We start from the raw sequence: 14,055 nt of genomic DNA, 5'->3' as shown, positions 1-14,055 counted from the left end.
GGCCGGAGCAGGTTTCGGCATCGGCCGAGACGATCGTATGATCAGCGGAGTTCATGTGGAGCGCCTCGCGAGCAGGAGCGGCCTGAAAAGTCGTGCGTCCATGTTGGCAGAGAGCCCGTCGCCCAGGGCGCTGCAGACGTCCGTAGCGTGCACTCCTGGAGGCAGGATGTCGTGGCGTTTCTGACCACCATCGTTCGGATCATCGGGGTTGATCGATGTGACCCGCAGCCCATGCACCGGCGGAAGCCCGGGGCTGCGGCCCTGCCAGGCCGATGCGAGAGGTGCCCCGATAGCCACGACCACCCTTTGATCAGCGCCTCACAAAGAACCAACAATGACACTTTACCCGCGGTTTTCGGGTAAAGTGTCATTCGTGTTTATTCACCTCCTCGCGCTCAAGAGGGATTCACATTCCGTTCCCGCTGTGCTTGGAATGTTCCATGATGCAGCCGGACCTCTTTGCTCGAGACGTGGCTACCGAGGATCTTGATCTTCCGGCGGTCCTCAAGCGCGTCGCGCAGACCTCTCCGAGGCCCCGTTATACGTTCATGGTCCTGAATCTGATTGCACGCGCCGCCGGCCAATCCAACAGCATCGGACCGTACGTGCGGGAAGCTGGGCATTCGATCCCCGTCAGGGATTGGCTCAGCGACGCGCTGCTACCAATGGTGCAGCGCGATTCCCGGCGTCAGGCGGTCATCGCACAGGTTCGTGCCGACTTGCTCCGGAATGGCCAGTTGCCGATCGAACCCAAAGCGGCGGAGGAAATGATCGCAAGCGAAGTGCGCGACCGTCTCCGTCATTCCGGACGGACCAATATCAGTCGCGCCGTGTCCGACCTGGTACGCGCCGGATTGGTCCGCCGTCACTATCAGGGCTTTCGCGTGGACCACGAGAATCGAGGGGCGCAGCGGGAGGCCGTCTACACGATCACTCCCGCCGTCAGACGGGCTTTCGGCAAAGCCGCGTAGGGGATCGGCCCCAGGGGCCGGTCAAAGCTGGATGAAGCCGCCGCGCACAGCCACCAGGGCTGCGCGAGGAGGATCGCCACGTCGAGCGTGCCGACGAGGCTGTTCAGATCGACTTTGACGATGTCTGTGGAGACATCAGCACGCGCGCAATTTCGGTGTCCGCCAGCCCTTTCGGCACAAAACGAGCGTGTCGAGTTCCCGGGGGTCAACCGCTCTCCGATGGCGTGCAGGACGATCTGAGCGACGTCGGGCGCACTCGCCCGCGCTTCGGCATGGTCCTTGCGGATGGTCTGCGCGACGATCACCCTGTGCGGCCGAGCGGATTATGGATGATATCCGGCGCAGCCTGCGCCCCAACTGGAGCATCCGTTCCCGAGATGGGCAACGCGCTACCGGCGGCCGGCTCCTCGGCATGTTGCATCCCGTCCAGCAGACGCTATCGGCATCGCTCCTGCACCGCGGAGCGATCGAGCCCCTTTGCTACAGCCCGATCCCGATCGCGAAGGTGCCGCTGCGATCTTGGACCACATCAAGACCACTCACATGGCCACCGCCTTCGCCGTGCGTGAAATGCAAATTCTGGTCTGGCCGCAAGCATCGGCGTTCGGAACGCAGGTCACGGTTCCGAGCGGATCCGATCGCGCGCCATAGACTTTCGAACTTTTCGCCAGCGCGGTCGGCGCAGCCTTCGCCCCACGCATCGCCCGCTGCATACCGTGCGGGGACGCGAGTTCGTCGCTTATGACGAACCCGCGCGCCCATGGGGCGTGATCGGCCCGCTGCGTGTGGCTACCAGCCCTGCGCAAGCGCGCGGGTCAGCCGCGTGGAGAATGCGCGGAGATCGACGGGCAGCTCGCCATCGGCAATCCGGGCTTCGTCGAGCAGGAGGTGCGCCGCATCTTCTCGACGCGCTTGCTCGCTGTCGCTTGCCTCGCTGAGCTTCACGATGAGCGGATGACGAGAATTGATCTCGAGCACGGGCTTTGCCGCTCGATCAAGCCGCCCCGCGCCGGCGAGCAGCTTCTCGAGCTGCCGATCCATGCCGTGTTCGGGCGCGACAAGACAGACGGCGCTCTCGGTCAGGCGCTCCGAGGCGCGAACGTCGGACACGGCATCGCCGAGCGTCGACTTCACGAACGCGATGAATCCAGCGACCGCCTCCGAGGCCGCCGCTGGCGGCTGCTCGCCATCTGGCAGCGGGATGAGTCCGAGATCGGTCAGTCCCTGCGTCACGGACTTGAAGGGCTTGCCCTCATAGTCGACGCCCGATGTCACCCAGAAGCTGTCGACCTGGTCGGCGAGCAGCAGCACTTCGATCCCGCGCGCGCGGAAGCCTTCCAGCTGGGGAGACGATGCCAGGCGATCGAGATCCTGACCGGTCGCATAATAGATCGCCGTCTGGTTCTCCTTCAGACCGGCGGTGTAATCCTTCAAGGATCGCCAGGCGTCACCCGAGGCGGTCGTCTTGAAGCGCGCGAGCTCCAGCAACGCCTCACGGCGAGCAAAGTCCTCGTAGAGCCCCTCCTTGATGACAGCGCCGAAATTGTCCCAGACCTTGAGATAGGCAGCGGCGTCGCTCGTCGACAGCTTGGCAAGTTCGCTGAGCACGCGGTTGGTGACGCCCTTCTGGATCGTGGCGAGCACGGGGCTCTCCTGGATCATCTCGCGCGAGACGTTGAGAGGCAAATCGCTGGAATCGACCAGCCCACGCATGAACCGGAGATAGCGCGGCAGGATCTGTGCTTCGTCGGTTATGAAGACGCGCCGAACGTAAAGCTTCATCCGTCCGGCACGGTCGGGATCAAACAGGTCGAAGGGCTTCGTCTCGGGCACGAACGCCAGCACGGTATATTCGTGAAGGCCTTCGGCGCGGTAATGCAGGGTCAGCGCCGGCTCGTCGAACTGACCGGCGGCGCTGCGGTAGAATTCCGTATAATCCTCGGTCGTGATCTCGGCCTTCGGTTTGGTCCACAGCGCCGCACCGTCCGCAATCTGCCGCGGTTCGGCGTTCGGCTTGTCCTTGATGTAGATCGGAACCGGTACATGCCCCGACTGAGCCTTGATGGTGGATTCGGTCTTCGGCGCCTGAGTGTAGGCGGCCGCCTCCTCTTTTAGGTGCAAGATCACCCGGGTGCCGCGCGCAGGCGCGGCGACCGTTTCGACCGGCCGAATGGTATAGGTGCCCAAGCCGTCCGACGCCCAGATGGCAGCGATATCCGCGCCGGCCCGGCGCGTGACGACGTCGACGCGGTCAGCGACCATGAACGCGGAATAAAAGCCGACACCGAACTGACCGATGAGCTGGCTTCCTTCGGCCTCCTTGGCCGCGGCGATTCCTTCCATGAGGGCCTTGGTCCCCGAGCGCGCGATCGTGCCCAGCGCATCGACAAGCTCGACGTCGCTCATGCCGATGCCGTTATCCTCGATCGTGACGGTGTTCGTGTCGGGATCGAGTGTGACCGTGATGCGCGGCTGGCTATCATCGCCGAGCAGCCCGGGGCTGTTGATCGCTTCGTAGCGCAGCTTCTCGCACGCGTCGGCGGCGTTCGATATGAGTTCACGCAGGAAGACGTCTTTATCCGAATAGACCGAGTGCACCATGAGGTGCAGCAGCTTGGCGACATCCGCTTCGAACGAGCGGGTTTGCGGCGCGGTGTCGGTCGTCGTCATAGCGTTCCAATCAGCTCCCAGGGGGTCCTGGCGCGGCAGATGGCGGCCGGGCGAACCGCTTTCAAGAGATTTGCGCGGGGCAGATTTGGCTGTCGTTGGTGCGGGGCTGCTGCCAGACTGGCCGTGCAACTCGGTGATTCAGATCCTATTGCGCGAGGCGCACCGACTGATCATCATTGGCGCGGTGAGGGCGTCACCGCGGCGCAAAGCGCTCCTGGATGAGCGCGGCCTCGCGTATCGGCGGACGTCCGCTTCGACTGAAACGGATGAAGTTCCAGATCGAGGGCGATATAGTGGCGTCATGGACGACCACGAAACGCGCGCCTTTCTGATCGCTGAGGAATTACTCGACGAGCATGGCGACGACGTTGCCCAATTTCTCCAGCACAAGATCGACGGGCTCACTGCGGCGCAGGACGTCGCGCAATTGTCGGCCTGGTTCGTCATCCGCAACGCGGTCTCGTTGTTGCTCGAATCCGAGCGAACCCTCCACTAGGTCGAGCGCTGCCAGTCGCCCGGCATGGGCATCACCCGCATCACTGAAGCGCACTGGGCGCCGCACCCCCTCAATGTGCTCCCCGATGGCGTCCATGTAGGGACGGTGGGACCAGTGGACCATCTCGACGGCGACCACATCAAGCTTACGACGGCGAGCCGCGGAGACGGCGGAGCATCACTACGTGGCGACCGCGCCGGTGCCGGACGTCCGCGGAAACACCGTGCCGCACCAAGCCCGCAGCCGACACGCTTACTTTAGCGCCGCGGAGCGCGAGTGAAGGCTAGCGCCGCAACCAGCGGCGATGCCGATGATCCTGGACGGAAGGTGATAGCAGTCTGCGGATGACCAGCGTCCCGGCTCGTCCCGTTCGACGGGCTGGCGGTCGCCGCCGCTGGAATCGTATCTCCGAAGACGGCTCGGCGGTTGCCCCCCCCCCCGCTAGCGGCCGCGAATGTGGACATGCGGCTGATCCCGGACAACGACGTCAAATCAAGCGCGCCTGAGCCGGTCGCTCAGGCTTCCGCTCGCGATCGCCGGTTCTTCGTCGCCACTCGGTCTCCGCAGAAAACCGGATGTCCTCGTCCCGATCAGAAGCAAAACGCTTGAGAATGTCATCCTCGAGATCCGCCCAATACCGGCCTCGCTCCGGTCCCGAGGGGACTCGCGGAAGCAGACCAGGTTCGTCGCTCCACGCAAGCAGCTGGTCCAAACTCGTCTCGTTGAGCAAGTCCCGTAGATGGTGGGCGGTCACATAGGCGTCGGGCATAGCGCGATGCACTGGCAACCCCGTCTCGCGATCCAGCCCCTCCGGCATGCGCCAATAGCGCAGAACCTGATTGGAGAAGCTCGGGCTGTCCGGCCATAGCCGCAACGCACACTTCCATGTGCAGACCCAGCGGGCCCCTCCCGATAGCGACGGCGTGCAGAACCGTTGTTCAAATGAAGCCCTGTGCGCGGCCAAAGCGAGCGAGCCTCCGTCCGGCCTGAGGATTGATGGCGCTACGTCGCGCCAAAATGGCGCCCCCGCCACGTCCGAGTCGATGATGTGATGGATCGCCATCGTGACGGGCGGAATGGGTCGGCCGGGATTTACGAAGCGGGCACCGCGCTCTGAACTGACGAACCACCGTCCGTCGTCGTTCCGCACGACGTCCTGCCAGCCAATCTCGCAGACGGCATGCGCGGGGGGCCTGGATCCCGTGGTCTCCAGATCGATGACGCGGAGGCGCTCGAGGGTCATCTTAGCGATATGGGAGTGCTGGTGCGACGGTTGTAGCCCGAGGAGAGGGAACGCCGGCCGCCCGGGATTTCGGACGAAACGCTGCGCCTCGCATAGCGGGCGCGACACGTCTGCGCCCGCCGCGCCGATTATAAGCGAAGTCGATCGGCATATCCCGTAAGTTCCAGATAGCCGCGGCCACCGGGGGTTGTCACGGCACCTTCCCAGTAGACCGGGCTGCCCGCCTTTCTGCCGTCGAGTTCCTGATCCGGGAACAGGGGGCGGAGCGGCAGGCTTCGGACCCCGCCGGGCAACCGCACGCGCAGCACCGGATCGACCGGATAAAGTGCCCCGGTGCGGGGTGAACGCCAGCGATGGCGCGGTACGAACACGACGTCTTGTGGCCCCAGCACCGTCACATTGCCGTCGGCTGCGCGCCACGACCCGCCGGCCCATAGCGACGCGCCGTTCACGCGGCGGATGCGGAACGCCATCAGCGCGGAGCCGTCGTCGAGGTTCAACCCCGTCCAGTCCCAGCCGACGCCGCCCGCCGGCAGGTAGCTCGACGACCATTCGCGATCGAGCCACGCGGTGCCCGTCACTCGCTCCGTTCGTCCGCCACGGGTCACGGATCCCGTGACGTCGAGATGGGGGAGGCTGTAATAGCGGCTGGCCGAGCGCGGGTCCGGCCCCTTGCGGCTGTAGCCGCCATCACCCTGCGCCAGCACCGGCTGATCCGGGCGGAACGAGACGTCGAGCGCGAAGCCATCACCCGCGACATGGGCGACGAAGCGACCGTCGGGCAGGCGACGCATCGTCCAGTCGTCGATGCGGACGTCGGTGTCCGTGGTCGAAGCGCGGGCAAGGCCGAGACCTTCGCGGGCGATGCGCTCGCCGATGAGGAGATGGCCCACCGCCGGATCGGAGAGCGCGGCATGCGCGAACAGGATCTGGCGCGGGGCGAATGCCGAGCGGCTCGCCGCGCGGAGCCCGGTCGCGGTGCGGAAGAAGGTGATCTGGAAGCCGCGATGGGTGCCGCCTGGACCATCAAGCCAGCCGGTCACATACCACCATTCGGTGCGGTGGTCGCGATGCGCGCCATGATCGCGCGGGAACACCAGCGCCACACCCGGCCTGACGTCGCGAAACGGCGGTCCGGAGGGCGCCGCCGCCATCAGCAGCGCCGCCCCCAGCAGCGGAAGCGTCCGGCGCATCACCAATCCTCCCGCACGGCCCGCACAGCGTCGGTAGAGACTGCCCGGCGGCCCGCGAGCATTGCTGTCAGCGCGGAAGAGACGACGAGCGCGGCGCCGACGCCGGCGAGTAGGCCTACGGGCCATCGTGTCTCCATCGTCCAGTTGAACGACTGCGGATTGACGACGTGGATCAGGATTTGGGCCAGGCCGCACCCCAGCGCGATACCAGCGATGCCGCCGACCAGCCCGAGAAGCGCGCCTTCCACGCCCAGCATCGCGACGATCTGCCGGCGGGTAACACCGAGATGACGGAGCATGCCGAACTCGCGCGTCCGCGCGATCGTCTGCGCCGAGGTCGTCGCGGCGACCCCGGCGAGCCCGACCAGGACCGCCACCAGCTCCAGACCGTAGGTGATGGCGAAGCTGCGGTCGAAGATGGCGAGCGCCTGGGCCTTCAACGCACGGGTCGGCACGATCCGGACGACGTCCAGGATCGAAGGCGGAAGCGCGCGGCGCAACGCCGAGATGGTGCCTGCCACATCGGCGCCCGGCGCGAGATTGATCGCCGCCTCGCCGCGCGCGGTGTCGCCGGTCAGCCGGTCATAGGCTCGCCCATCGATGGTGATCGCACCGGATTGCCGGGCATAGTCGCGGTAGATCGCAGTGACGAAGACGCGAACGGGCTTGCTTCCGAGCGGCAGCTGCAGCGTTGCGCTTGGTGTCAGATGGTAGAGGCGCGCGGCCGGCTCGGAGACGCGCACCGCGATCGTGCCGGCGGGTGCTGAGATCTCTCGTCCGATGGCTGGCGGCATGTCGCCGTCGCGGACGGAGAGGAGCACGGGCGGCCTGCCCGGTGACAGCGTGATCCCGCGCTGGCTCGCGAAATCGACGCGCCGGACGCCGGTTGCCCGGGTCAGGCGGTCCCGCGTCGCTTTATCGAGCGGCGTGCTGCCCTCCGCGCTGAGATAAAGGTCTGCCGAGAGGATCTGGTTCAACCAGTCGTCGACCGAGCCGCGGAAGCTCGCGACCATGACCGCCATCGCGATCATGAGGCCGACGCTGGCGACGATGCCCGACAATGCCACGGCCGCCTGCGATGGCGCGCCCCATAGGCGGCCGATCGCTAGTTGGATGACCGGCGACGTCGAGCGTCCACGCGCGAGCGGCGCAAGCAGGATGCGCGCGAGCCAGGGCATCGCGGCGATGCCGGCTGCGAGCAGCAGACCCACCGCGCCATAGCCGAATAGCGAAACACCGCGCACCGCCGGCAGCAGCGCGAAGCCGATGCCAATCGCGGCAAGCACGAACGCCGGCGCGAGGGGAGGGCGCCGCCGCGGATCGACCGCGTCGCCGATCGTCTTGAGCGAGACGGTCGGCGCAATGCGCGCGGCCTGATAGGCCGGGAGGAGGCTGCCGACCAAAGCGGCGATCAGCCCCAAGCCGGCAAAGGCCAGCGCTGCACCCGGCGCGAACAGCAGCGGCGGTGTGCCGTCACCGCCGAAATAGCCGCTGCCAAGATCGCCGCCGACGAGCCGCAGGACGCCCGCGGCCAAGCCGAAACCGAGCAGGATGCCGACCGCGGCACCGATCACGCCGAGGATCAGGCCCTCTGCGAGCAGTTGCGCGAGGATGAGACGGCGCGATGCGCCGAGCACGCGCAGGAGGGCGAAGTGCGGCCGGCGCCGCGCGATCGATAGCGCCTGCGCCGAATAGACGAGGAAGGCGCCCGTGAGCAGGGCGACGAGGGCAAGCATGTCGAGATTGACGCGATAGGCGCGGGACAATGCGTCCGTACGGCTCCCGTCGTCCTCCGCGCCCGCCAGGACCGCGTCTGCGGGCAGGATCGCGGCCAGCGCGGCACGAACATGGTCGGCATCGGCACTGCGGGCGAGCTTGAGATCGATGCGGTCGATCCGTCCCACCCGATCGAACCGATCCTGCGCGGCGGCGATGTCGATGATCCCGAGTGGACGGTCTCCCGCGCCCGCCACGAGGCCCGCGAGCCGGAAGCGCTGGGTGCGGCCATCGATGACCAGCGACACGGCGTCCCCCACATGCCGGCCCGCCAGCGCCGCGCGAGAGAGAAACAACGAGGCGGGATCGAGCAGCGCGGTCGCGTCGTGGCCGGGGCCTGGCTGGGGCACGATTATTGGGGTGACCCGAGCCGCGCGCAGAACATCGATCCCGAGCAGGTCGATCGCGCGGGCGTCGAGCTGGGCACGAAGTTTGACGACGGGGCTCGCCGCGCCGACGCCCGCGACGGATGCCGCGCGTGGATAGAACTGCTCGCCGAAGCCACGTCCGCCGGCAGCCTCGACCCTCAGATCGGCCCCACCGTTCACGGTGGCGAGGCCGCGCGCGAAGCGATCGAGCGCGGAGGCGTTGACCAGATGCACCGCGAAACCCAGCGCCACGCCGATGGCGATCGCGACGATCGCGGTCCCGATCCGTACGGGATGCGCCCGCCACTCGCCCATCATCATCCAGCGCGGCACGGTGACGGCGCGCCAGTCGAGCGCCATTGTCACGCCTCCACGAGGCCGGTGGCCGTCAGGCGCAAAACGCGATCGGCACAGGCCGCCGCCACGTCGGAATGGGTGACGAGCAGGCCGCCCGCGCCGGCTTCGCGGAGCTGTCCGATCAGCAGGGCCAGGATCCTCGCCGCCGTTTCGGGATCGAGATTTCCGGTCGGTTCGTCGGCCAGGATCAGCGCCGGGCGGTGAGCGAGCGCGCGGGCGATCGCGACCCGCTGAAGCTCGCCGCCGGAAAGCTGGCCCGGATAGTCGTTCTCCCGGCCGGCGAGACCCACGGCGGCCAATAAAGCAATCGCCCGCGCGCGGACCTCGGCGGGCGCAGCGCGCAGCAGGGCGAGCGGCAGACCGACGTTTTGAGCGAGTGTCAGGTGAGGGAGGATGTGGAACGCTTGAAAGACGAAGCCTATGCGTCTGCGGCGCAGCGCCGCGAGCCCGTCCTCGTCGAGTGCGGCGAGGGCGACGCCATCCAACTCCACCACGCCGGCGTCGGGCACGTCGAGACCGGCGATCAGGTTGAGCAAGGTCGACTTTCCCACCCCAGATTCGCCCATGATCGCGATCAGCTCTCCGGCCTCCAAGCGCATCGCTAAGCCGTCGAATAGCAGCCGGCCCCCGGGGACCGTTTTGCGCAGATCCGTTATCTCCAGAAGCAGTTTCGGAACCACCATCACGATCCGAGCCGTTTGGCTTCCACTCGGGCGACGTCCGCCACTGCGAGCCAGTGCGCCAGCTCGGCCTGCGCGTCCGCCATCGCGCGGTGTGCTGTCGGAAGCAGATCTTGCTGTTCTGCGCACTGCGCCACGATGCGTTCGATCAGCCGGCCGAGATCATGGCTCGGCGCCGCTTCAGCGAGAATCTGCTCGGCAACCTCACGTTGTGCCTCTTCGCTGTCGCGCAGGCGCAGTCCGTGCCGGGGCTGGCCGCCAGCCCTGAGAAGCGCGCTGAGCCATTTGCCGTCCCACGATGGCGCGCTTGCGAAGAGCTTGTGTCCGGACAGCGCCTGCATCATTCTGGCGGCGACCGTCTCGACCGGTTCGCCTTCGCTGAGAAGTGTGGCTCTCGCGATGCCGTGGACGGCTTCGGCCTTCTCATCCCAGTCGGTCCAATTCGGCGCAGGCAGGATCAAATGGCCTTCAGCCGTGCCATCCTCGAATACCCAGGCGACTTCGATCGGGTAGCTTCGCTTGCCAAGCGACGAAGCTTCGAAATCCAGGAAGGCTCTCAATTCATTGTCCTCGCTTCATGATTCCTTCGGCGCGCGCCGGCAGACAGTTGTTCCTGAGTCACGTTCAGCCATCGCGTCTCTTCCCGTCAGGCGCCTCCTTGATCAGGTCCGGCCTAACTTCGCTATCGATCCGGCTCCCACTTTGTCGGCATGGACGATCGCCGAGCATGACGCGGGGCCGTTTCCGCGAGGGGAGCGGACCAAATCCGCGTCAAGACTTTCCTCTCTTAATCTCAAGCCATACTGACAGGCGATCAGGCCGGCTTGCCGAGGCAGACCGCGACCTTATCCGCATCACTTCCTACCTGCCTGACCGCCTCCGCAAGAGCGTCGCGCGTCACCTCATAGCGGTTGGTCCAATATTCGACCTGATCTTCCTGACTCATGTCGATGCGGTGAGAATAGGGCGCGCCCCGCTGTTCAAGATGGTTCGACATAATGCCTCCGTCCAATGGCGCTACCTCAACGCACCAGCAAGCGACCGGCTCAATCCAGATAGTGCAGCAGGTCCGATTCACCTGCTCGCGGAGGCGAGAGCGACAATCGCTTTCCCGCCAGCGCCCCTACCGCAGATCGGAGCCGCGGCCGTCCGTCAGTTTCGCAAGCAGATCCGCCACATTCGTATTGAACGAGGTCACCTCTGCGACGGGGAACGCCGTGTGTAACGCGTCGACGACGGCGCGTCGGACGGACTGCTCCACCTTGTCGCGACGCTGATTTCCGCTGTCCACCTTATCATCTGCGCCGCGCACCACACCGCTTGCAATGGGCAAAGCGTTAGCTGACGCGCGTCAGTCTCGATGCAAGCTCCTCAGCGGATCGATGGCTTGACCGCGGGCGACCCTCGTCGGCACGGGCTCATCGTGCGTCAGGGAAAGATCTCGCTGCCGTCCCAGGCGAAAATTTTCCCACTCGATGCTGGATCCAGATCCGCGAGCACATCCAGGAGGTGTCGGGCGGCGCGCCCTGGAGAGAATAATTGGTCCGGCGGCACGCCCCGCTGGAAGGGCTGGCTAAGGTCGGTGTCCACCGTGCCCGGGTGCAAAGCGACGCAGAGCGCTTGGGGCCGCGACCGCGCGATCTCGATCGCCGCGCACTTCATGATCATGTTGAGCGCTGCCTTGGAGGCGCGATAGCCATACCAGCCGCCAGTGCGATTGTCGGAAATGCTGCCGACGCGCGCGGAGAGCGCCGCGATCACCGCCCGCCGGTCTTTGGCCAGCAGCGGCGCGAAATGCTTCAGCGCGAGGGCGGGTCCGATCATGTTCAGCTCGAAGAGCCGCGCGAGCGTGCTGCCATCCAGCTCGCGCAGAGCCTTCTCCGGCATTCTGCCATCCTCATGCAGGATGCCGGTCGCGATCACGACCAGATCGAGCGGCAAGTCGATCCGCTCTGCGGCGTTGCGGATACTGGCTTCGTCCACGACGTCGATGGCGCCGCCGACGATCCGGCCCTCGTTCGTGCGCGGGTGACGCGAGAGAGCATATATGCGCGTGTAGCGACCGGATGCCGCGAGCGCCTCGACAAGCGCGCCGCCGATGCCGCCGCCCGCGCCGATTACCACGGCGGTCGCGTCTACCAACCGTGGCTCCCCGGAACACCTTTGAACGGACCTGCAAAACGCGACGTGATCCAGCCTCCGTAAAAGCCACCTGGCTGAGGCATGACCAGTTCGTCGTCGACCAAGCAGGCGTCCATCGCGGAAGCGTAGAAGCCCACATGGTTGCGGATGATCGCGAATGGCGCCGTCGGATCAGGATAGGCCCAGGCCGCTTTTGCTCGAACCACAGCGCCGACCATGACGTCGAAATAGACCGCCGAGCCCTTCCACTCGCAGAAGCTGCCCCCTGCGACGGGCCGCAACGCTTCGCGCGCTATGTCATCCGGCGGAAAATAAAAGGTCGGCGGGTGGCTGGTCTCGATGGTGCGGATGCCGCGTCGCGTCTCGGCAATAACTCGTCCATCCAGCACGATGCGCAAATGCGCATCGGTGGGCTGGGCGATGGCCGGACGGGGAAAGGCCCAGACGCTCTCTTGCCCCGGCTCGATTGGATCAGGAACCGGCCGGATCATGCGGCCTGCCCCTCAAGGCGGCGGGCAAAGCGCTGCAGCATTGGTCGAGCCGCCAGAAAGCGCCCGTAGAGCCACTCGAGCTCGTCGAGGACGAACGGGGCTCGTGCCGCGAGTCCCAACGGCCGCAGCAGTGGAATCGCCCTCCACATCGCGGCGAACGCCGCCGCGCCCGAGAGCATGCGCCCATCGTCTTCGGCATGAAGGCGGTCGAGCAGCGCCTTCCTGTCGCGCGGACACGCGCTGGCCCCGTCGCTGGCATCCACGAACGTAATCGCACCGCGACGATCCAGCCGCCGCATAAGCGCAATCTCCCGGCGGCACAGCGGGCAGCCACCATCGTGCCAGACGGTCAGGCGCATTGGGGCAAAGCGGGCGACGGATTGCGCTGCCATACACGTGTCGCCAGCACCGTGGCGAACGCCAGCCAGCCCAACAGCGGGAGCGCCGTTGCCTGCGCCACGCGGTCGACCTTTTGCGTAGTCACGACATAAGCCGCCGTTGTCGCCAGCATCGCCCCGGATGCGGCGGCGCTCGTCGCCAGAGCGCGCTCGCGAAAGAAAAGCTCGGTCCAGCCACCGATCATGGCCGATGTTGCCAGCCAAAGGCCGATCGATGAATTTCGTCGGGGCGACGGCGCGTGGCGGAGCAGCCGATACCCGCCGACCGCCATGCCGGTCTCCAGCACGGGCCACACAGCCGCGAAGACCGCATCGGGTGGCGTGAAGCCCGGCTTGTCGAGGTGACGATACCAGGTCCGTATTCTGGGATGCGAGGGGGCGGGCGCATTCCGACGTCCGATGAGCGCGCTCAGACCTAGCACGCCGACGACGATGCCGCCCGCGACCAGCGGCGACAGACCGGGCAGGCTGTTGGCAGCGCGCTGGTTCATGCCGCGAGGTAGCGCTCGAGATCGTCGCTGCCGCCAATTCGCTCGCCATCGATAAAGATCTGCGGTGTCGTCTGGACACTGTGCTTCGCTTCAAAGGCGTCGACCTCGTCGCGCGATCGAAGGACATGCTCCTCGATCACAAAGCCTTTCTCTTCGAGCAACGCCCTAGCGCGAACGCCGAACGGGCAGGTCTCCTCCGGGAGGATCATGCGGTAGAGCGTTGCTGCCTTGTCGTCCGCCATGGCGTGTCCTTTCGCGCGGCCGGAGCGACCGCGCGGCTAAAGCGAAGCGGCGGCCTCGACGTTCCGGCGCCAGAAGCGGCAGGCCCTCCGTCGCGGACGGAGGGCCCGGGCGGTCAGGGCCTTAGCTCGCGGATGACGGCAGTGCCCGCGTGATGACGCGCGCGAGACGCGCCGAAAATCCGCGGGGACCGACCGGTTGCTTGCCGTCCGCAATCTGCGCCTCGTCAAACAAGTCGCCCTCGAGAAAATATTTTTCCTGAAGGCGGATGAAGTCCTGGTGGTCGGTGACCCGCCCTACGACACTGAGGCGGCGGCAAAGCGCGGGATCGCCGCGGTCGGCCTGCGGTCAGGCAGCTTCAGCGCTCAATCGCTCTTCGAAGCCGGCGCAATCGAGCTTTATGATGATGTCGCTGCGTTGCTTCGGGACTACACCAATTCGGCGTTTGCAGCTGCATCCGTCTTTGGCTGATTCAGATATCTCGGAACCCGCAGAGCGGCTCGCGGCCTTAAAAAGCACCGAAGCCGTCTTAGCTTGGA

Annotated in this window: 17 protein-coding genes; 4 read left to right on the top strand and 13 right to left on the bottom strand. The window is 66.2% G+C overall.

Annotation, left to right across the window (positions count from 1 at the left end):
• Nucleotides 1-440: 440 nt before the first annotated feature.
• On the top strand, nt 441-971 hold the full coding sequence (locus tag Q4F19_RS07090) for a hypothetical protein (protein ID WP_303541108.1): 531 nt from the start codon (nt 441-443) through the stop codon (nt 969-971).
• Here the strand turns inward: Q4F19_RS07090 and Q4F19_RS07085 are convergent.
• The gene (locus Q4F19_RS07085) at nt 923-1,276 is read right to left on the bottom strand and encodes a hypothetical protein (RefSeq protein ID WP_303541106.1); all 354 of its coding nucleotides are present in this window, start codon (nt 1,274-1,276) and stop codon (nt 923-925) included. The genes Q4F19_RS07090 and Q4F19_RS07085 overlap by 49 nt on opposite strands.
• Nucleotides 1,277-1,448: 172 nt before the next feature.
• Here Q4F19_RS07085 and Q4F19_RS07080 point away from each other — a divergent pair, with 172 nt between their 5' ends.
• On the top strand, nt 1,449-1,622 hold the full coding sequence (locus Q4F19_RS07080) for a hypothetical protein (RefSeq protein WP_303541104.1): 174 nt from the start codon (nt 1,449-1,451) through the stop codon (nt 1,620-1,622).
• 138 nt (nt 1,623-1,760) lie between these two features.
• Here the strand turns inward: Q4F19_RS07080 and htpG are convergent, their stop codons facing one another.
• Nucleotides 1,761-3,641: a molecular chaperone HtpG gene (gene htpG, locus Q4F19_RS07075; RefSeq protein ID WP_303541102.1), complete on the bottom strand. Its 1,881-nt coding sequence runs from the start codon at nt 3,639-3,641 to the stop codon at nt 1,761-1,763.
• A 301-nt stretch (nt 3,642-3,942) separates the two neighbouring features.
• Here htpG and Q4F19_RS07070 point away from each other — a divergent pair, with 301 nt between their 5' ends.
• Entirely contained in the window at nt 3,943-4,137 is a 195-nt protein-coding gene (locus Q4F19_RS07070; RefSeq protein WP_303541101.1) for a hypothetical protein, read from the top strand.
• Nucleotides 4,138-4,624: 487 nt separating this feature from the next.
• Here the strand turns inward: Q4F19_RS07070 and Q4F19_RS07065 are convergent, their stop codons facing one another.
• From Q4F19_RS07065 to Q4F19_RS07015, 11 genes are all read right to left on the bottom strand, one after another.
• Nucleotides 4,625-5,380 carry a 3'-5' exonuclease gene (locus Q4F19_RS07065; RefSeq protein ID WP_303541100.1) on the bottom strand — a complete coding sequence of 252 codons (756 nt, stop codon included), beginning with the start codon at nt 5,378-5,380 and terminating at the stop codon, nt 4,625-4,627.
• A gap of 128 nt (nt 5,381-5,508) precedes the next feature.
• Nucleotides 5,509-6,573 carry a lipocalin-like domain-containing protein gene (locus Q4F19_RS07060; RefSeq protein ID WP_303541099.1) on the bottom strand — a complete coding sequence of 355 codons (1,065 nt, stop codon included), beginning with the start codon at nt 6,571-6,573 and terminating at the stop codon, nt 5,509-5,511.
• Complete coding sequence (locus Q4F19_RS07055) at nt 6,573-9,077, bottom strand: ABC transporter permease (protein ID WP_303541097.1); 2,505 nt, start codon at nt 9,075-9,077, stop codon at nt 6,573-6,575. Before Q4F19_RS07055 ends, Q4F19_RS07060 begins: the two co-directional genes overlap by 1 nt.
• 2 nt (nt 9,078-9,079) lie before the next feature.
• Nucleotides 9,080-9,757 (bottom strand): ABC transporter ATP-binding protein, encoded by a 678-nt coding sequence (locus Q4F19_RS07050; protein ID WP_303541940.1) that lies wholly within the window; start codon nt 9,755-9,757, stop codon nt 9,080-9,082.
• Nucleotides 9,757-10,314: a 3'-5' exonuclease gene (locus tag Q4F19_RS07045; protein WP_303541095.1), complete on the bottom strand. Its 558-nt coding sequence runs from the start codon at nt 10,312-10,314 to the stop codon at nt 9,757-9,759. The genes Q4F19_RS07050 and Q4F19_RS07045 overlap by 1 nt, the downstream gene beginning before the upstream one ends.
• A 254-nt stretch (nt 10,315-10,568) precedes the next feature.
• Nucleotides 10,569-10,751, bottom strand: coding sequence for a DUF3606 domain-containing protein (locus Q4F19_RS07040; RefSeq protein WP_303541093.1), 183 nt, complete (start codon nt 10,749-10,751; stop codon nt 10,569-10,571).
• Nucleotides 10,752-11,182: 431 nt separating this feature from the next.
• Nucleotides 11,183-11,896, bottom strand: a complete 714-nt coding sequence (locus tag Q4F19_RS07035; protein ID WP_303541091.1) for an SDR family NAD(P)-dependent oxidoreductase — start codon at nt 11,894-11,896, stop codon at nt 11,183-11,185.
• Entirely contained in the window at nt 11,890-12,387 is a 498-nt protein-coding gene (locus tag Q4F19_RS07030) for a DUF427 domain-containing protein (protein WP_303541089.1), read from the bottom strand. The genes Q4F19_RS07035 and Q4F19_RS07030 overlap by 7 nt, the downstream gene beginning before the upstream one ends.
• Nucleotides 12,384-12,746, bottom strand: a complete 363-nt coding sequence (locus Q4F19_RS07025; protein ID WP_303541087.1) for a DUF393 domain-containing protein — start codon at nt 12,744-12,746, stop codon at nt 12,384-12,386. Before Q4F19_RS07025 ends, Q4F19_RS07030 begins: the two co-directional genes overlap by 4 nt.
• Nucleotides 12,737-13,276 carry a TspO/MBR family protein gene (locus Q4F19_RS07020; protein ID WP_303541086.1) on the bottom strand — a complete coding sequence of 180 codons (540 nt, stop codon included), beginning with the start codon at nt 13,274-13,276 and terminating at the stop codon, nt 12,737-12,739. The genes Q4F19_RS07025 and Q4F19_RS07020 overlap by 10 nt, the downstream gene beginning before the upstream one ends.
• Nucleotides 13,273-13,518 (bottom strand): glutaredoxin domain-containing protein, encoded by a 246-nt coding sequence (locus tag Q4F19_RS07015; protein WP_303541085.1) that lies wholly within the window; start codon nt 13,516-13,518, stop codon nt 13,273-13,275. Before Q4F19_RS07015 ends, Q4F19_RS07020 begins: the two co-directional genes overlap by 4 nt.
• Nucleotides 13,519-13,714: 196 nt before the next feature.
• Here Q4F19_RS07015 and Q4F19_RS07010 point away from each other — a divergent pair, with 196 nt between their 5' ends.
• The gene (locus Q4F19_RS07010) at nt 13,715-13,987 is read left to right on the top strand and encodes an HAD family hydrolase (RefSeq protein WP_303541084.1); all 273 of its coding nucleotides are present in this window, start codon (nt 13,715-13,717) and stop codon (nt 13,985-13,987) included.
• Nucleotides 13,988-14,055: the final 68 nt, after the last annotated feature.

The organism is Sphingomonas natans (genome assembly GCF_030546695.1).
Classification (GTDB): domain Bacteria; phylum Pseudomonadota; class Alphaproteobacteria; order Sphingomonadales; family Sphingomonadaceae; genus Sphingomonas_I; species Sphingomonas_I natans.
The sequence above is the reverse complement of the archived record's forward strand: the minus strand, read 5'-3'. Positions and strand labels throughout refer to the sequence as shown.